General features: G+C 61.6%; 16 protein-coding genes, 1 other RNA gene and 2 pseudogenes. 13 read left to right on the plus strand and 6 right to left on the minus strand.

Features of this window, described 5'->3' with window-relative positions:
* Positions 1 to 130: 130 nt before the first annotated feature.
* The 3 genes and pseudogenes from FVW20_RS13575 to greA form a co-directional block, all read right to left on the minus strand.
* Positions 131 to 1213, minus strand: a pseudogene (locus FVW20_RS13575) (L-lactate permease); the annotation flags it as partial.
* Positions 1214 to 1613: 400 nt separating this feature from the next.
* On the minus strand, positions 1614 to 2297 hold the full coding sequence (gene phoU, locus FVW20_RS13580) for a phosphate signaling complex protein PhoU (RefSeq protein WP_196610029.1): 684 nt from the start codon (positions 2295 to 2297) through the stop codon (positions 1614 to 1616).
* A 261-nt stretch (positions 2298 to 2558) separates the two neighbouring features.
* Complete coding sequence (greA, locus tag FVW20_RS13585) at positions 2559 to 3041, minus strand: transcription elongation factor GreA (protein ID WP_196610030.1); 483 nt, start codon at positions 3039 to 3041, stop codon at positions 2559 to 2561.
* Positions 3042 to 3448: 407 nt separating this feature from the next.
* On the opposite strand from greA, the gene FVW20_RS13590 reads away from it, so the two are divergent.
* On the plus strand, positions 3449 to 3643 hold the full coding sequence (locus FVW20_RS13590) for a hypothetical protein (RefSeq protein WP_196610031.1): 195 nt from the start codon (positions 3449 to 3451) through the stop codon (positions 3641 to 3643).
* Between the two features lie 374 nt (positions 3644 to 4017).
* Here the strand turns inward: FVW20_RS13590 and FVW20_RS13595 are convergent, their stop codons facing one another.
* Complete coding sequence (locus FVW20_RS13595) at positions 4018 to 4440, minus strand: hypothetical protein (protein ID WP_231039107.1); 423 nt, start codon at positions 4438 to 4440, stop codon at positions 4018 to 4020.
* 240 nt (positions 4441 to 4680) lie between these two features.
* Between FVW20_RS13595 and FVW20_RS13600 the strand changes: the two genes are divergently transcribed.
* The 4 genes from FVW20_RS13600 to FVW20_RS13615 all read left to right on the plus strand — a co-directional run bounded on the left by FVW20_RS13600 (position 4681) and on the right by FVW20_RS13615 (position 8504).
* Positions 4681 to 5304, plus strand: a complete 624-nt coding sequence (locus tag FVW20_RS13600; protein ID WP_196610032.1) for a hypothetical protein — start codon at positions 4681 to 4683, stop codon at positions 5302 to 5304.
* Positions 5305 to 5725: 421 nt separating this feature from the next.
* Positions 5726 to 6078, plus strand: a transfer-messenger RNA (tmRNA) gene (gene ssrA, locus FVW20_RS13605).
* 98 nt (positions 6079 to 6176) lie between these two features.
* Positions 6177 to 7973, plus strand: a complete 1797-nt coding sequence (locus FVW20_RS13610; RefSeq protein ID WP_231039108.1) for a site-specific integrase — start codon at positions 6177 to 6179, stop codon at positions 7971 to 7973.
* Between the two features lie 105 nt (positions 7974 to 8078).
* On the plus strand, positions 8079 to 8504 hold the full coding sequence (locus tag FVW20_RS13615) for a hypothetical protein (RefSeq protein WP_231039109.1): 426 nt from the start codon (positions 8079 to 8081) through the stop codon (positions 8502 to 8504).
* Between the two features lie 296 nt (positions 8505 to 8800).
* Here FVW20_RS13615 and FVW20_RS13620 read toward each other — a convergent pair whose 3' ends face one another.
* Positions 8801 to 9370, minus strand: coding sequence for an Hsp20/alpha crystallin family protein (locus FVW20_RS13620; protein ID WP_196610033.1), 570 nt, complete (start codon positions 9368 to 9370; stop codon positions 8801 to 8803).
* 181 nt (positions 9371 to 9551) lie between these two features.
* Between FVW20_RS13620 and FVW20_RS13625 the strand changes: the two genes are divergently transcribed.
* The 4 genes from FVW20_RS13625 (at position 9552) to FVW20_RS13640 (ending at position 13859) form a co-directional block, all read left to right on the plus strand.
* Positions 9552 to 11039: a site-specific integrase gene (locus FVW20_RS13625; protein WP_196610034.1), complete on the plus strand. Its 1488-nt coding sequence runs from the start codon at positions 9552 to 9554 to the stop codon at positions 11037 to 11039.
* A 1125-nt stretch (positions 11040 to 12164) separates the two neighbouring features.
* The gene (locus FVW20_RS13630) at positions 12165 to 12812 is read left to right on the plus strand and encodes a hypothetical protein (protein ID WP_196610035.1); all 648 of its coding nucleotides are present in this window, start codon (positions 12165 to 12167) and stop codon (positions 12810 to 12812) included.
* A 15-nt stretch (positions 12813 to 12827) separates the two neighbouring features.
* Positions 12828 to 13250: a hypothetical protein gene (locus tag FVW20_RS13635; RefSeq protein WP_196610036.1), complete on the plus strand. Its 423-nt coding sequence runs from the start codon at positions 12828 to 12830 to the stop codon at positions 13248 to 13250.
* 24 nt (positions 13251 to 13274) lie between these two features.
* Positions 13275 to 13859 (plus strand): virion core protein, T7 gp14 family, encoded by a 585-nt coding sequence (locus tag FVW20_RS13640; RefSeq protein ID WP_196610037.1) that lies wholly within the window; start codon positions 13275 to 13277, stop codon positions 13857 to 13859.
* Between the two features lie 415 nt (positions 13860 to 14274).
* Here the strand turns inward: FVW20_RS13640 and FVW20_RS20210 are convergent.
* Positions 14275 to 14430 (minus strand): annotated as a pseudogene (locus tag FVW20_RS20210) (bacterioferritin-associated ferredoxin); the annotation flags it as partial.
* Positions 14431 to 15097: 667 nt separating this feature from the next.
* On the opposite strand from FVW20_RS20210, the gene FVW20_RS13645 reads away from it, so the two are divergent.
* The 4 genes from FVW20_RS13645 (at position 15098) to FVW20_RS13660 (ending at position 18016) form a co-directional block, all read left to right on the plus strand.
* Entirely contained in the window at positions 15098 to 15799 is a 702-nt protein-coding gene (locus FVW20_RS13645; RefSeq protein WP_196610038.1) for a BRO family protein, read from the plus strand.
* 129 nt (positions 15800 to 15928) lie between these two features.
* Complete coding sequence (locus FVW20_RS13650) at positions 15929 to 16747, plus strand: phage antirepressor N-terminal domain-containing protein (RefSeq protein ID WP_196610039.1); 819 nt, start codon at positions 15929 to 15931, stop codon at positions 16745 to 16747.
* Positions 16748 to 16749: 2 nt separating this feature from the next.
* Positions 16750 to 17001 (plus strand): hypothetical protein, encoded by a 252-nt coding sequence (locus FVW20_RS13655; protein ID WP_196610040.1) that lies wholly within the window; start codon positions 16750 to 16752, stop codon positions 16999 to 17001.
* A 178-nt stretch (positions 17002 to 17179) separates the two neighbouring features.
* A complete protein-coding gene (locus FVW20_RS13660) occupies positions 17180 to 18016 on the plus strand; it encodes a substrate-binding periplasmic protein (protein ID WP_196610041.1) in 837 nt (278 codons plus the stop codon).
* The last annotated feature ends 21 nt before the right edge of the window (positions 18017 to 18037 follow it).

The raw sequence follows: 18037 nt of genomic DNA on the forward strand, positions 1-18037 counted from the left end.
CAAGCGGCGAGAGCCAGAGCCCGAGGATACCGAAATGTGGAGAACTTCATCACCATGGTCTACCTGATCGCGGCCCCGATTCAGGTCGTGGTGGCTTCATGAATTCCACATCAAACGTCGAAGAACCGCCAGAGTACACCAGCTTCTTGGCAGTGCTGCCGAGCACGCCGGTGATTTCGCGCACCTTCACGCCCTGGATCATGCCGCCGATGTAGGTGGCGATGATGATCAGCGCGCCGGGGGTGGCGATCCACTTGAAAGTGAAGGGATTGTCGCCGTAGATGCGCACGGTGGTCTTCACGGCGCCGAGGGCGTCGCGGATGGCCGGGAACAGGTTGCTGCACAGGATGATGAAGGCGAACACCAGGATGTACGGCAGCCAGGCCTTCACCTTTTCCGCGGCGGGAATGGGATCGACCTGCGCGGCGGTGTCGCGGTGGAACAGGCGCGCCCAGACGATGGTGGCGATCATGCTGCACACGCTGCCGATGAGGCACGGCAGTTCGGCGCCCATGTACTTTGCGGTGTACAGTTGCGGAAAGGCGAAGGCCAGGCCGGAAACCAGGGTGGCCCAGAACACGCCCTTGATGCCCTTGAACCCGGCGGTGAGGATGACCAGCAGGTAGGTGATCAGGATGATGAACACGAACAATTGCAACGCAGTGTAGTAGCTGATGGTCTCCACCGGCAGGCCGGTGACGCCCGCCATGGTCACGATGGGAATGCCGATGGCGCCGAAGGCCGTGGGCACGGTGTTGGCCACCAGGCAGATCACCGCGGCGAACATGGGCTGAAAGCCCATGGCGGCAAGGATGCTGGCGGGAATGGCCACGGCGGTGCCGTACCCGGCCACGCCTTCGAGAAAGCCGCCGAAGCCCCAGGCCACGATAAGCACCAGGAGACGCTTGTCGGTGGTGATGGACGAGAGCATGCGGGTGATCACGTCCATGCTGCCGGTGTGGCGGGCAAGGTTGTAGGTGAACACGGCGGCGATGATTACGATCATGATGGGCCACATGGCCATGGCAGCCCCTTCAAGCGCGGCGGAAAAGGCCATGACGGCGGGCATCTTCCACCAGCCGAACACGGCAAGGGCCAGCGTGCAGACCAGCGTGAGCGCACAGGTGCGATAGGCTGGCAGCTTGAGTACGACAAGCGAGAAGATCAGCCAGACGATGGGGGCGAGTGCTGCCGCCAGTTGCAGATAATCCATGGACGCCATTGTGGGTTGCACCTCCGAAGTGAGCATTCACATCATTCGGCATGTCCTCACTCCATGCCAAATGTATTGGTTGGTCAAGCAATGAGCGGGGAGGTAGCATTTCGACCTGACAGCGTCAAGATTCGGGACAGGTATTTTCCATGAAGCTGCGGCGCATTCCCGGGGTTCGATGGCACGTTTCTCATGTCATGTGCTTACGGTGCAAATAGCGGCTCACGCACTTTGTGTAACATGCATTTAAGAGTGATGTTTGTGTGCGTTGCGTTGCGGATGTGGCAGGTGAAAGAAAGAGCGGCTTCGGGATATGTGCATCCGAAGCCGCTCTATATTGACTGTTGTGCGATGTTTTTTGATGCAAATTGCGCGTTTTGCGCAAAGCATCACGAGTGCACTATGTCTGATCTTCGTCCTCGAAATGGCTGTGCTTGGCGTTGACGCCGCGTACGGCGAAAAACACGCTCTCGCCGATGTTGGTGGAAAGGTCGCCAATGCGTTCGAGCCTGCGGCAGATGATCAGGAACGACAATGCCGCTTCGACCCTTTCGGGGTTGGACTTCATGTACTGCACGACCTTCAGGGTAAGCTGGCGCAACCCGCAGTCCACGCCCTCGTCCAGTTCGGCCAGCCTGCGCCCCCTGTCGGCATCCATGTCCACCACGCATTGCACCGCCTGATGCACCATGTTGCGCACCAGCGGCACGAAGGCCTTGAAGTCTTCGTCGAATGGCAGCGGCGGCAAGGCCACCAGGGGCATGGTGCGTTCCGCGATGTTGGCGGCCTCGTCGGCCATGCGCTCGATGTCGTTGGCGATGCGCATGGTGGCAAGCACGGTGCGCAGGTCCTGCGCCAATGGCCCTTCTCGGGCCAGAAGGCGCATGCCCATTTCGTCGATGCAGGTTTCCATGCCGTTGATGGCATGGTCGTGCGACGCGACTGACCATGCTCTGGCTTCGTCGCGCTGGCAGTAGGCTTCGATGCAGCTGTCGACGGCCTGCTCAACCGTGGCGAGCATGGCCAGCAACTTGTGGCGCAGGGCATCAAGGCGGTCGGTGGTCAGGTTGCGGGCGAGGGCCATGGCGCACTCCTTCCGTTGGGGGGCCGCATGCCGGACGCGGCCCACATGTGCTTTCTTTCACGTGGATCATGCCATCTTTCGCGCCGGGGCGAAACCCCCTGCATGCCGTGTTTTACGGACACGTGGGGTTGCCGCCCGCAACGCCGGTGCGCACTGCGACGGGAGCAGCGTCGGGCGTCCCCCAGCCCGGCCACGCCGCTCAACGAAAGCGCCCCGGCGGGTGGGCCGGGGCGCGAGGAATGGCGTATGACGGACCCGGCGCTAGCGGCGCGCGCCCTCGAAGGCAATGGAGAGGATTTCGTAGCTGATGCGGCCACGCGGGGCATCGACCACGATTTCGTCGCCTTCTTCCTTGCCCAGCAGTGCGCGGGCCACGGGCGAAAGGACGGAGATGGTGCCCTGGGCGTAATCGGCCTCGTCAGGGCCGAGCAGCGTGTAGCGCTTGGCTTCGCCGCTGTCGAGATCCTCGATTTCCACCGTGGCGCCGAACATCACCTTGTCGCCGGACAGGCTGTCCAGATTGATGACGTTGAACTGGGCCATGCGCGATTCGATGTACGAGATGCGGGCTTCGAGCATGCCCTGCCGTTCGCGGGCGGCGTCGTACCCGGCGTTTTCTTTCAGATCGCCTTCTTCGCGGGCTTCCTTGATGGCCTGGATGATCGCCGGACGTTCCGACTTCAGGCGTTCCAGTTCCTTCATCAGTCGATCGTAGCCTTCGGTGGAGATGGGGATGCTGCTCATGCTCGTTCCTTGAGATGTCTGGGCATGGTCTGTTGCCGGGCAAAAAGAAAGTGTCCCGCCGACGGGGCAAACCCCGCGCAGCGGCACAGTTCGGTGCCGTCATCCGGCGGCACGTTGCGCAATATAGGGCAGCCGGGCGCGCCGGTCAAGATGTCGAGAGGCCGCGGCTACCGGCTCGGAGACAGGCGCATGAAGGCCAGGTGGCGAAGGTGTGGGCGATAGCGCGGGGATCGCCGGAGTGTGCGGGGTGCGCGGGGCCACATTGCGCCACGCAGGCACGCCGGTCTCGGCTGGTCGGCGGTCCTGGTTGACCATGCACGAATCCTGAGGCATCGTCACAATGGACATTCCCCCAACGCGCACGGCGTGCGCCTCCCATTGGCCACGCCGCACCCCCGGAGGCCGCCATGCCCGAATACACCGCCACCCTGACCATTCGCGGTGAAGGTTGCGACTATGATCCCGAGGAACACGTGGCCCGCATCCCCTGCGAGAACTGCGGGCACATCAACGAGGTGGAAGTCTGGACGGACGATGCCGGGGCGGCGGACTTTTCCGGATTTGCCTGCGAGAATTGCGGGCATTGGAATGGTCCCGGTTAGGGGCTGTTTCCCGATAGTTCCTCCGCCCGTTGGCCGACCGGCCCGAAGGGGCGCAGCGTGCCCGTCGGGAGGGCTTGCGTAGTTTACGGGCACCGGGCGCAGGCCGGTCAAGTTTCACCTGCCATTGCCCTGCTGGCCATGTCTGCGCGCTGGGGTTCCTGTCCGTAAGGTTCGAAAGCTCGCCAACGACCGGGGCAAGTCTCGCGCTGCGAGCTCGCCCAACGGCAACGGCTGGTGGCATGCCACCGCCCCGTCCGCCCTGGGCGACACGACTGTCCTGTAACGTACGACTGTCCTGTAACGTACGCCTGTCCTGTATCGCACGACTGGCGGGGCCGCTCTTTCCGTCCATTCCTTCTGCCACGCCATTACCGTCAGGGCATGGTCACCTCGCGGTTGTACTCGCGCACGGCCTTGTCGATCTTGCCCTGAATGTGTTCGATGTCCGCGCGGGCCCGGCGCACGTAGGTATCCACGCAGGCCCGGTAGGCGCCCATCTTCTGGCGGTACATGTCCCATTCCCAGGCCTTGTCGCCCGCAAAGGGACGCATGGGCGAGGTGCATTGTGCGTCGGGGTATTCGCCCCCCGGCAATAGCGTGGCCTGTGCCCGCGCTGATGCAGGCAGTGCGCCTGAAAGCGCGGCACACAAGGTCAGGCACGTCAGGACCAGGCGCATCTGGGCCACCGCAGAGCGGCGGCGCGCGGTGCGCTGGCCGCCGGGGGCGGCAACCTTCACGCAAGGGAATCCGGTCTGTCCATTCCGCCTGCCGACCATTGTCAGCTCGTTGTTTCGCATGGCGTTCTCCTGCCGTGCCCCGCATGCGGCGGGGCCGGGCTTTCCCGCAGATTCCGGCAAAAGTCCCGCCCCTGTCAACGCTCCCGATTACCTGCCCCTGCCCCGGCGGCTTCCTGATGCCCGCACCGCCCTGACCATCCGGAGCATGACCCCGCCCTTTTTGCCCTTTCGGCTGGCACCGATCTTGCTCATTCCCGCCCCAGACACGGAAAAGGAAATTTCTGCACGACGGAGGCGGGCGTGGCCATAGACGGCATTTTCAACAATCTCGGCAGCATGATGGTCGTCCACCGTACCACGGGTCAGGACACCGATGCAGGGCGCACTGCGTCCGGGTCCGAGCAGACGCAGGCGGCGGACGGCAATCTTGCCCGTCTGACCGACAGCGCCAGCCTTTCCGCGTTGAACCCCAAGTTGCGGTCCACGCTGGAAGATATTTCCGAGCGCGGCGGCAATGTGTTGGAAACGCTGGAACAGAACGTCGCGGACCTGCAAGAGGGATTTCTGGATACCCTTTCCGACCGGCTGGAGGCCGCCGGGGTGTCGCTGGACGAAAAGCTGACCCTGTCCATGGATGACGAAGGGACGCTGACCGTGCTGGGCGACCACCCGGACAAGGCGCGCATAGAAAAGACCTTGACCGATGCGCCGGAGCTTTCCTCGGCCTTCGGAGAGCTCGCCTCGCAGTCGGAGTTGATCCGCGACATCCGCAGCCTGCGCCGGGTGGTCACCACGCGCGTGGGCGCCGCCGCCTACGACGCCGTGGACGCGGCAACGACCGACACCGCTGAGACGGCATCTTCCGCCTACCGGGTCAGCCTGAAGGGGGCCATGTCGCACTTCTACTTCGGCAGAAACGCCTAGCCGCCTTGTCCTGCGGGCTGCCCGGCAGCGTATGCATGGGATGCGGACTGGCGGCTCCGTGTCGCCGCCTTACCCGGCGCGGGCATGAAGACGGCGCCGGCCCCCCGCACCCCGGAACAGGGAGTCCTTACGTATCTGCCCCCTTTGCCCGTCATCAGGAAAACATGTCCGCCCGGCCCCGGCACCATGCCCGGACCGGGCGTTGTACGTTGTGGCCTGCGCGGCGCGCATCCCTTGCCACCGGGTACAAAAAACCGTATAGGCCCTGTTCCGGTCGGGCCTTGGTGGGTGCGCAACCGCCACAAGCGTGTGCCAGCCACCTTGCCTTTGCCGGAAACGGCATTATACTATGTGACGCGGGATGGTGGCCCGCATTGCATCGCGGCAGAACAAGCCGTTCGCCGGACACCGCCGTACATACGGGGGCGCCCTGGTTTCGACGGGGATGTGGAAGCCGGAATTGCAGGCCGAGGCGCCGCTGGCCTCGTAAAAAGCGGCACCAAAAGTAATTGCCAACAATTACGAATACGCACTGGCTGCCTAATTAGTGGCCACGCCAAACCGATCGACGCCTGATACGTCGGCGAGGTGTAACTTCATCAGGCTGGCATCCAAGGGCGCTCGCCGCTGCGGGTGTAAGAACTATAGGTGAGCTGGTCTAGGGCCGCCCGGTCGGGGGCCAAGCCCGTGACGACAATTGTTCCCGACATAAGCCTGTAGACGTTTCGCGTGGAATGTTCTCGGACGCGGGTTCGATTCCCGCCGCCTCCACCAATTTCGAAGAAAGCCTTACTTTTCAGCAACGTGCTGTTAGGTAAGGCTTTTTTCTTTGGTCTGCTCCACCCATGTGTTACAGTGGAGGTATGGAAACGATGCCCAAACACCCCCGCTTGTTCCGCCGTGGAGCCACCTACTACCACCGTGCGGTCGTGCCCCAAGACATAAAGGCGACCTACCCCAAGACCGAGGAAACCTTCTCCTTGCGGACCACCGACTACAAGGAAGCACTCCGGCGCGTTCGTATCGCCGCCGTTGAGGTAGACCGCCGGTTTGAGGCCCATCGCCGTATGCTTGCCGAGAGCGGCAGCAAGGCCCCGCTCAAGGAACTGGCAGACTCCGACATTGATCGCGTGGCGGCGGCATACTACGCCCATCTACTTGAGGAAGATGAAGAAATACGAATCCAAGGATTCACCGACGACGATAACGACGACGACGACGGCGTTGAGGACCAGAAGCTAACCGCCATCGTCCAGACCGATGACCCGGAAGTGATCAACCGGCTTCTCGCTGCCCGTCTGCAAGAAAGGCCATCGTTCACGGACCACCAAGCAGCAACAAGCATGGTCGTGGACAATACGAAGCACGGCTATGCCCGTGGCCGTGTTGATGCGTTCATCGCAAGCGAAGCCGAAGATGTCCTGAACTGGGACAACATCAACATACGCCTTGAGCCATCGTCACCCAGTTGGCCGAGGCTGGCCCGAGCGTTACAGGCGGCCACCCTCAAGGCATACGAGGCCATCCGGCGCAGGAATGAAGGCGAGGTCATCGAAACACCGAAGGCCGCCGGGGTGCCCCCTGAATCCAGAACGCCCCTGCTGTCGATGGCTGTCGAGGAGTGGATCGCGGAGAAGTCCCGCACCAGCTGGGTGCCCAAGACAGAGAAGGAGCATCGCGTCTGGATGGACCACTTTATCTCGCTGATTGGTGATCGTCCCCTCGATTCATACACCAAGGCCGATGCCAGAGCCTTCAAGGCCGTACTGCTGCGCCTGCCGCCAAACTGGGTCAAGGTTGCAGAACTCCAGGGGCTGCCCATCGAGAAGGCCGCAGACAAGGCCAAGAAGTTCGGCCTTGCTCCCATGTCAGACCACAACGTGAACAAGCTGATGCGGTACGTTGGCTCGTTTTGGACGTGGGCACAGGGGCACTATGACGAAGCCACGGCCCACCCATTCAACGGCCTCCAGATAAAGCTCAAGAAGAACGTGAGGGATGAGCGCGACCCGTTTACCACGGATGAACTGCGCACGATCTTCAACGCCCCGATCTACACAGGGTGCAAGTCGGCTGAACGGTGGCACAAGGCTGGATCGGTAATTCCGATCGAATCGGCCTACTACTGGGTTCCGTTGATCAGCCTCTATACCGGGGCGCGGCTGGGGGAGGTGCTCCAACTTTACCTCGCTGACATCCGAGAAGAAGATGATGTCTTGTACTTCGACATCAACGACGCCGGGGACGATAAGCGACTCAAGACGCCAAGCTCACGGCGCATCATCCCTGTTCATAACGACCTTATCGAATTCGGCTTGTTGGAGTACGTCGAGAAACGCAGGGGGCAGGGACACAAGCGGCTCTTCCCTGACATTGAGATGGGACAGGATGGCTACTACTCCTCGCCCTTCTCAAAGCGGTTCAGCAGGTTCCTGAAGTACACAGGAATCAAGCACAAGACAAACGCCTTCCACAGCTTCCGCCATTGCTTCGAGGATGCGTGCCGCGACTCCGACATCTCGACCGAGATTATGAACGCCTTGCAAGGGCACAGTGAAAAGGGGATGGCTGCGCGGTACGGCAAGGGATTCGCCTTGAAGAAGCTTGCCGAAGCGATGGGACAACTACGCTTCCGTGGTCTTGATCTGTCGCACCTCATGCGCCGCTAAAGAGCTGGCAATGTGCTGCGGTCTATTTCCCTCAAGCAGCATTGGATCAAATCATCGTCTATGGCACCCATGATTCAACCACCAACACAACACGGATCATCAACCATGAACACGACACAGACAGAAACCACCACTTCCATCACCCCCTCCTCTTCCGCCGCTGCCCTGCTCTGCGACCGTCTGTCCTACTGCCTGTCCGCCGTCCATGCGGTGGACCGGATAGCCTCCCTGCTGGGCCTCCCGCCGTCCACCGTGGCAAACCTGCTGGCCCCGGTCATGGGCAACACGGAGCACGGCAAAGGGCCGGACATCACCCGCCTCGACACCCTGTTCCACACCGCCAAGGTCTTCGGACTGATCGAGGAGTATGCCATCTGGGAGGCCCCCACCGCCACCGAAGGCCCGGACATCGGAGCACCCCAGATCACCGTCGAGGCCACAGACACCCAATGGCTAGAGTACCGGATCGTCCTGCCGGGCGCGGAGGTCGTGCTTGCCCTCCCCGGTGCGGGGGAGGCGTTGATGAACTGACCGGCCTACCCCGCCGGAATCGCGCGAGGTTGGCGTATCCGACCTGATCCTGTCCGGGCATGACCAACGATCTACCCGGACAGATTCACCCCCGAACTTGCACGAAAAAAGGCCCGCTGTGTTCTGATGACGCAGCGGGCCTTTTCGCGTTCTGGGGCAGTAGACTGACGACCATGCGGGTCCGGATCAATATCCAGGTATCGTCGTTGATTTCAGGCCATTACCGGCTTGATACCACCCCCGAACAAAGGGAACCTCAAGCTTGCTCTTGTTTCTTTGGACTGCCCTTGGTTAGGTTAGTCCTCGTTCGAATTTTCAATCGCAATCTTGCGGGATTCGGTTTCAATAGCCTTGTTTCTCGGCATGGTGATTCGCAGCACGCCCTTGTTCAACTTGGCGTTTATGCCTTCCTTGTCTGCATCATCAGGGACATTGAGTACCCGACGGAAGGAACCGTAAGAGCGCTCAATGCGGTAGTACCCCTTTTCTTCTGTTTTCTCCTCATGCTTCTTTTCGGCAGAGAGAATCAACACATCATCTTTCAGCTCAACAGACAAGTCGTTCTCTTCAATGCCGGGAAGGTCAACTTCAACAACGTACTCTTTGTCTGTGCCGTAAATATCGACCTTCGGCTTGATGACAGACTTGCCAAGCACCGGGCTGGCTGCGTCGAGCCAGCGGCGCGGCGAAGGCATTCCAAAGCCAGAGAACATTGAATCAACCATACGGTCGAGTTCGGCGTGGAAGTGGTCAAGCGGAGAAGCGTATTCCCGTGCTCCCCGTTCCGCCTGCTTAACCGGAAGGGTCTTTTCCTGTTCGCTTTCCCTCTTAAACCAGTTCCATGGATTCAGCTTAGAAACCATCATAGCGTCCTCCTTGAAGTGTTTAAATTGTGGTCAGCGTAGAATGAATAAATCAAGAGAAGGCGGTGTCAAGACATGGGGCATAATTTCGTAACATGCTAACAACAAGATACAAAACTAACAACAAAATACAAAACATGGCTGGCAGGGTGTTGGGCACACCACCGCCACGGCGCGAGAGGTCTTGCAGCGGGCGGGCTATCCGGCCACCGTGTCACAGCGGGCCGATTTCGGGGAAAAAAGCCCATCGAACGACGGTACCCCAACAAATGACGCGACCGGAACCGGATCGTCGCTCTCCGGCCATCCTCGTGCGTCGAAAGATGGCCCCGCAAACAACGATGGATCGCGGTCCCCTGTCTCCCGCCTTCAGTTCCTCAAGCTCTGCGATGCCCTGCTTCTGGCACAGGCCGCCGTCATCGAGTCGGCATCGTGTCCGACGTTCGCCGGGGAACTGACTGCCCGGCCCGACTACCGGCTTTCGGCAGTCCGAACCATCATGGACGTCCCCGGATGGCAGGCCCCGGCCACGGTGCCACATCCGGCCCTTGATTCAGCCCAGGCATCGACTACCACCGCCACCACCGGGGCAGCACAGGCCATCACCCTGTCGGCGGCGGTCGAAAAGTACATAGCGGCGAAAGACCCCGAACTGGCGGAAGGCAGCAAGCGCAACGTCTACGTCAACGTCCGCCAGTTTGCGGAGGCCATCACGGAAACGCGGGGCCGGGACGTCACCTTGGCTGAACTCGACCGGGACATGATCCGGGAATATGGCCGCCTCATGGCTGCCCAGCCTGCGAACCCGAAGAGCAGGGAGTACGCCGGTAAACGCCTGCATGCTCTCGCCGCTCTCGACCTTCCGGCGGAAAAGCGACTGTCCGCAAAGACGCTGAACACGAAGTTCAACATGGTCCGTTCGCTGCTGAACTGGCTGGAACTGGAATACGGGATCATCGCCAAACCCCTGAATGCCGCCTTTGTGATCCCGAAGGCGCAGGGGAAGGCCCGCCCATCCCGACGCCCGTTCACCACCGAAGAACTGCAACGGCTCTTCAACCCTCGTTCCTACCTCGCCGCTACCGGGCAATCCCCGGCCTACTTCTGGACGCCCCTGATCGCGCTGTTTACCGGCATGCGCATTGAGGAGATTGCACAACTCCTCGTGACCGACATTCGACTGGACGAGGGCGTGTGGTGCATCGATGTGAACGAGGCCGGAGACGGGAAGCACGTCAAGACCGAGGCGGGGGTCCGCTTGGTTCCAATCCACCCGTTCCTGATCGACGGCCTTGGGTTCCTGCGGTTCGTCGAGGAACAGAAGGCCGCCGGACACCATCGCCTGTTCCCCGACCTCAAGCGCGAGAAACGCGGCAACGTCGGTGGCCCCATCACCACTTGGTTCACCCGGTACCGGCGCAAGCTGGGCATCGGCGGGACGGACGGCGAGGAGGAAAGCTCCGTCGTGTTTCACTGTTTCCGCTACACTGTGATCAACCACCTTGAAACGCAGGCACGGGCAAACCTTCGGCTGATCCAGAAGGTTGTCGGGCACAGGCTAAAGGCCGGAGACATTGGCATACCCGAGCGGTGCAGCGGAAAGCATCCCACGGCCACCTTGCGAGATGAGGTGATCGCCGTTCTTCCGTGGGTGCCCCTCCCATCCTTTTGACATGATCTTCACGGCGCGGAGGTCGTGCCTGCCCTCCCCGATGCGGGGGAGGTGGCTCGAACGAGAAGCACCCGACCGCCCCTGACGCCGGGCTGAACTGACCAGCTGAATCCCTCGAAAATCGCGCGAGGATGCCCTCTCCGGCGTGATCCTGTCCGGGTATGGCCTAAGACCTATCCCGGCCTGATTCACCCCAAAACTTGCACGAAAAAAGGCCCGCTGTGTTATGACGACGCACTGGGCCTTTTCGCGTTCTGGGGGCAGGAGACTGACGACCATCCAGAGGCTGGCGCAAAGGCCGCATATCGTCATTGATTCCAGACTATTGTCGATTATGTCCCACTCTCGGGCAAAGGGCCGCCTTAAGCAGACTGAAAGGGACCACCTACCGGGGCTATAAACAGGATGAACTACGCCTGACACCCTAAGCCCACCTGCGGCTCACCTAACGCCAACCACAGGTCCGCTGTGTGTTGCCGACGCTGAGGGCCTTTACGCGTTCTGGAAGGGGGGGGGCAGATTGACGACGTGTCATTTCCAAAGATTCTAGAATGTTATCGATTATGGGCCACTATCGGATATAAGCGCCAATTTCCAGAGCGACCATCAGTCGGTGAAGTTGAATGTTTTCAGGGTGATGTCAATTACCGTGCACTCTCGGGGAAAGACCACCCAGCACGACCTCAAGCCCACCTCAAGCACTCACCAGAGGAGCAGCTATAGCTCCCCTATAAGATATACTTAAAGAGAAGAAGTAAGAGAAGAAGTAAGAGATAACTATAGACGACTACTCCTAGAGTAACTCCTGTGGCTCACCTGATGCCAACCAAAGGCATCACCACAGGCCCACCTTCAGGGACGCCGCTGCCGTCGTCGTTCATCGTCCATCCCCGTCACAGTCACCCCACCAGCTACGCAAGCCTTCCTGTTCCCCTCTCGGTTCAACCGCCTGCGGCCTCACGTCTCCCCTCCACCGCGCATGGGGGACGGCGTGAGGTCGTGGGCGGTTCTTGGCGCTCCGGGGCACCCCGCCGTCAGCCCGTGAGGAGGATCAGTCGTCCATGTCGTTCAAGGCCCACCCTGTCCACCAACCCCAGCCGCTCTACCGAGAGCAAGGAACACACCATGACCATGAAGCTTACCGCCCCCACCATGTCCCCCGAACCTGCCGCCCTGACCATCACCACCTGCCCGCTTCTGCCGGAGACCCGTGACGCACTGCTGGAAGCGGTGGGGGACCATGTGGCCTTCACCAGCGAGGCAGAAGCCGAGGAGGTCTTCGCGGTTCTCGACAAGGTCTTCCCGGCCATATCGTGGTCCGACGATCCCGGCCCCACAAGCCCAGCCTCGCCCCTCTTCGACGCCATCAACGCCGCTGCCAGTTCCGGCAAGGTGGACCAGGAGAGAACCAAGCCGCTCTATGACCTGATCCTCAACCCGGCGCGTCCCATCGACCCGGCCACGGTGTCTGTCGAAGACCTCCGCATCGAACTCGACAATGCCGCCCGCAGGCTTCACGAGGTCGCCGACGCTCTCGACAATGCCTCCGATGCCGTGAAGGCCGTGAGCGACATGGAGGCCGCCCTTGCGGACGAGGTGAGCGAAGCGTTGGTGGTTCATCTCGCCCCGTCTGCCATCGTCGTCATGACGGCCCGTGACGCCGCGCCTGCCCTGCGGTCCGCCGCCGAAGCCACCGAGGCCCGCGCCCGGTCCCTGCGGTCGGTGGCCCCAGCTCGTGGAACCTGCGCCCTTCGTGGCAGCAAGCGGGCCTAATGGGGGAGGGTCATCATGAGTGAACCAACCACAACGACCACCCAGTGCATGACGGTCGAGCAGGCCGCCGACCACCTCGTGGCCTGTCTGTTCGCCGGGAGTACCCCGCCTCGTTCCATGACCGCCCTTGAGGCCATCCGCCACCACTGCGTCCACGACTGCATGGGCGGTGACCGGCGGGCCGTCGAGGAGTGCGCCGATGCCGGGTGCCCGCTGCATCCCTACCGCTTCGGACGCCGGGCCACGACCTGTCCCCATCGGCCCACCCCGGCCATCCGGTCCTTCTGCCTCTACCGCTGCATGGGAGGCGATGCCGATGCCGTGGTCGGGTGCGAGCTGTCCCCGGACGTCGATCCACGGTACTCCCCGTGTCACCTCTACTCGTTCCGCTGTGGTTGCAATCCGAACTACGCCGCCGCCACTGCGGGCCGGGCATAGGGCGAGGTCGTCATGTGTGGTCTAATGGCTGGCCTCGCCACCTCACTTGCCACCGCTTCCACCGCCGCATCCCTCCACGCCCAACAGCAGCAGGCCGACGCCCAGGCATCGTACCAGTCGGCCATGTCCGACGAGTACGCCCGCACGGCCAAGCTGAACCAAGAGGCGGCCAACAAGGAATACATCGAGGCCGCAGCCGCCGAGCGCATCAACCAGATGCAGCAGCAGGCGTCGGCTTCCGAAGAACTCCAGAAGCTCCAGCAGGAGAAGATGCAGAAGCAGGGTCAGGCCCTCGCCTCCAGTGAGGCCGCAGGCACCGCCCTCGACGCGCTCATGGCCGACTACGAGCGTTCCGCCGCCCAGAAGCGGGACGTGATCATGCAGCAGCTCGACATGGTGGGCGTCAACGCCGACACCGCCATCAGCGGCTACAAGGACAAGGCCGAGGCCCGCATGAAGTCCCAGTCCAACTACGTCAGCTCCCCCATCAACCAGCCGAACTACCTCGGTGGTGCCCTGTCCATCGCTGGCGCTGGTTTCAACGCCTACGACAAGTACGTCTATCAGCCGGAGCAGAAGGCCAAACGGTCAACTACTACCGTGCCGTAGGCTGTCGTGGTGGTCGTCGTGTTACGGTGGGCCGTTTTTCGATGAAAGACCCCACTGAAACAAGGCAACCGAGGTCATTGTCCCTCCTTGCCCCTGATCACCTCTCTCCGGCCATCCTCGTGAGCGGACGGCCCATCCTGCCCGCCTCGCGTGGTCCCATACCCACACGACGCACAACGACGGCCCCTCCACATGTCACCCACTCAAGGGCGGCGCATGGAGGGGCCGTCGTCGGTCGTGCGGGGCTATCGGCTCTGCAAACGGAAGATGCCCGTTAGATCAGGACTGACAAGGAACTCGTGGGAACAACGGTCGCGTTTCCTCACCGCTGTGATCACCGGCTTTTCGGTCCGATGGAGACACCCGGCTTGCCAAGGACACTGTCCACTACCCGGCGGACATCCCCCAGGCATCACCTGCCGGAAGGGTTTGTCTCGGCACAGCGACAGGCCCCGTCGTGCTTCTCGCGGATAATCCGTTCAAGGATCGTCGATCTACCGTTTCGGATGGCATCTGCCTTGATGTCGACTGCCGTGTAGCCAAAGCAGTAGCAGATTAGTTCGGCGTCCAGACTCTTACCCCTTGGCTATGCGCTTGCGTGGGAGGCCGTGCCCCTGTGAGCATCGGCTGACTTGAGGAGGAGGAGGAGGAGGAGGATGGTGGTGGCCGTCGCGGGTCGGCAGGGTGTGACCAGCCCACGGCTAGGGACTCCCCTCCTGCCAGTCGGCGTGGTCAACATCGACCCTCCGCCATCATCCCCCCTCCTCAAGTCAGCCGGTAACACAGCGCCGAGACCGCTTCAACACCCGCGCAGGGGTGTCCGCAGTGTGGACGTCTTCGCTGAAAGGAGCGACTACGCCGCGCCGGACAAGGGGGGGGGTATGTCAGTCGCGCGGCGTAGTCGCAGGCCAGAGGAGACCTACACCATTCTCTTAATGTAGCGTCGGGCCTGAATCAAGACCTCATGACCAACCCCTGGGTTCCCATTCCGCCGTTCCCCTTCCCGCTCCCCTTCCCGCGCCCCTTCCCGCGCCCCTGCCCCTACTAGGCTGCGCGGCCAGAACATCGACACCACAACGCCAAGGCCCACTGGAGATCATCGCTCCGGTGGGCCTTCGTGCGTTCAGCACCAAGCAATCACAACACCACAAGGAGAAGACATCATGACCACCACCTCCTAGAACACCCCCGTCATCTTCAGCAACCCCGACCTGTTCTCCGGCAACCTCCGCGTCATCATGCAGGGTGACGATCCGTGGTTCGTGGCGAAGGATGTGTGCGATGCGCTCGACCTCCACACCACGAACATCAACACGGTCCTCGATGCGGATGAGATAATGACCTTACACTATAAGGTCATTGGCGACGAACCCAAGCGCGGCAACCCCAACCGCCTCCTCATCAACGAGTCCGGCCTGTACTCCCTCATCCTCCGCTCCCGCAAACCCGAAGCCCTGCGCTTCAAGAAGTGGGTCACCGCCGAAGTCCTGCCCTCCATCAGGAAGACCGGCGGCTACATCGTCGCCCGCCCGGACGAATCCCCCGAAGCCATCCTGGCGCGGGCCGTGCTCGTGGCGCAGGACACCATCGAGCGGATGAAGGCCAAGACAGAGGCTCTGGAAGCGGAGGTCAAGGAACTTGCCCCGAAGGCCGAGACCTACGATGCCGTGGTGGCCCAGCGCATGATGAAGGTTCATGACTTCGCCCGCCGTCTGCACGGGGTGAACTCCAACCGTACCAAGGATGACCTCCGTCGGCTCGGCTACCTGCACCGCCAGTGGGGTCCGTACCGCGTGTACGCCCAGTACCGCGACAAGTTCTTCGTGGAGAAGGTGAACGACCAGTACGGCACCGTGGACATCTACGTCACCGACGCCGGAAAGCAGCTCATGACCCGTCTGTACAACGAGGGGAAACTCACCATGCGGGTGGGGTTCTAATCCACGACAACGAAAACGCCGACAGCAACGGCACGAAGGCCCGCTGGAGATCATCGCTCCGGTGGGCCTTCATGCGTTCAAACCAACCAACTCCCCATCACAGCAATACTACCACAAGGAGAAGACATCATGACCACCCCCACCCTCACCCCCGTCCGCCACGAAGAGATCGCCATCTGCAACGCCACCATCCTCGCCGCTGTCACCTCCGATGACCGCTGCTACTTCTCGCCCCGCCATGTCTGCGGTGCGCTGGGCATCACTTGGCAGGGCCAGCTTGAAAAGATCAAGGCAGACCCGGTGCTTGCCAAGGGTGTAACGAATATCGTGACGCCTTCCGCTGGCGGTCCCCAGACCACCCTCATGCTCCCCATCGAGTTCCTGTCTGGCTGGCTCTTCACCATCAAGAAGGTCCGCCCCGAAGTGCAGGACAAGCTGAACGTCTTCCGGGCCGAAGGCTTCGTTGCCCTTGATGCGTGGTTCCGCAAGGGGCTGCGTCATTCACCCACCGTGGCCGACATGCTGTCGAACCCCGACTTCGCCATCGAACTCCTGACCAAGTTCAAGGAGGAGCAGGAGGCCCGCCGTCGTGCCGAAGTCAACGCCCGTGACCTCGGGGAGCACAACCGCATGCTGGCGGCCCAGGTGCGGGCGACTGAAACGGTCCTCGACGAACTGGACGACGTGATTACCGAGCACCTCCGCTACGTCACTGTGGATAAGTGGCGGGCGCTCAACCAGATGTACCTGCGTCAGGGCGAGAAGGTGCGCCTTGGCAAGCGGGCCTCGGAACTCTGCCGTCAGCATGGTCACCCCATTGGCAAGGAGCCGCGTGTCATCCACACCGCCTTCGGGACCAAGGACCGCGAGTTGAACGTCTACCCGCTGCACATCCTGAATCAGGCCGGTCGTGAGATGGGCCTCAAGGTGATCATGGAGGAGGTCTAACCATGAAGGTCACCATCATCCACGAAGCTGGCTACGAAGCCGCTCTCCTCGGGATCGGTCTGTCGTTCGGCCTGACCTCCGACATCAGCGCCCACGACTTCATCTGGGACAACGCGGACCTGTGGGACCGCATGGAGAAACGGGCCAAGGGGTTGCGGGCGACGTCGGGAGGCGCTATCAATGAATTCCTTGGTCTTCCTCTCGCATGCGACCACATCGCCCCTGTCCCGCCCCAATGCCCTCCCCGGTGCTAGTGGATGTGGGGGTGATGTGGTCGCTCCTTTTTTCCAGAATGACGACAAAGCACTATCGGGCCGCGTAGTGGTGGCTGGCCGAAACCACCTTGCCGCTCCCTGCCGACAGGCTTAATGTGCATGATGGAGGTTCCACCCACCAGCACCTCGTTAAGCCGCCAAGCAAGGGTACAAGGCCATGAAACGCCAGTTATTACAGCGGGTTGCGTTTGCTGCATACATGCTGGTTGGCGGGGACGCTTACCCCGCACCTGTAGATCAGCTATCAGTCTGCTACATTGAGCATCCCCCGTACTACTTCACGGAGGATGGGCAGCCGAAGGGGATACTCGTGGCCAAGGTCAAGGCGGTCCTCGAAGCTGCCCGCATCCGGCACGAGTTCAAACCCATGCCCGCCAAAAGGGCCTTGGAGCGGGTCGAGCGTGACCCCACTGCCATCTCGATTGGCTGGTTCCGCAACGAAGCACGAGAACGTCGCTTCATCTTCTCCCGCCCCATCTACACCAACAGGCCGCCAGAGCTGCTGGTCCTGTCCAGCCGCGTTGCTGAATTCAGGAACCACCGCACCTTCGCAGGGCTGATGAAAGATGCCTTCTTCCGCCTTGGCACTATCGTTGGATATTCCGAGGGTGAGTACTGTGACGCCATCATCGCAACGCACGCCGGGGACGTGTACCACCTTGCAGGAACACGGGTACAGCTTGTCAAGATGCTTCGAAGCTACAGAATAGATGGCGTCCTAGTGCCACCAGAGGAAGTCGATGCACTCACGGAGGCTGCGGGCATCCCTCGTGATGAGATGACCACTATCAAACTCGACGACATCCCCGCAGGCAACGCACGGCACATCATCTTCAACAAGAACACCAACCCCGGTGTCATTGCAACGATCAACGCTGTGATCCAGTCCCTTGAGGACGCGTCGTCGGGGTCGGCCTCCTCACCACCGCTCACGCCTGCCACTGGCCCCGGTGCAGGTGAAGCTCCCCACAGGCAAGCCGGGGCGGGACATTAGGGGGGCCAGAAGACCGGCAAG

This window comes from Nitratidesulfovibrio oxamicus, assembly GCF_015731765.1.
Classification (GTDB): Bacteria; Desulfobacterota; Desulfovibrionia; order Desulfovibrionales; family Desulfovibrionaceae; genus Cupidesulfovibrio; species Cupidesulfovibrio oxamicus.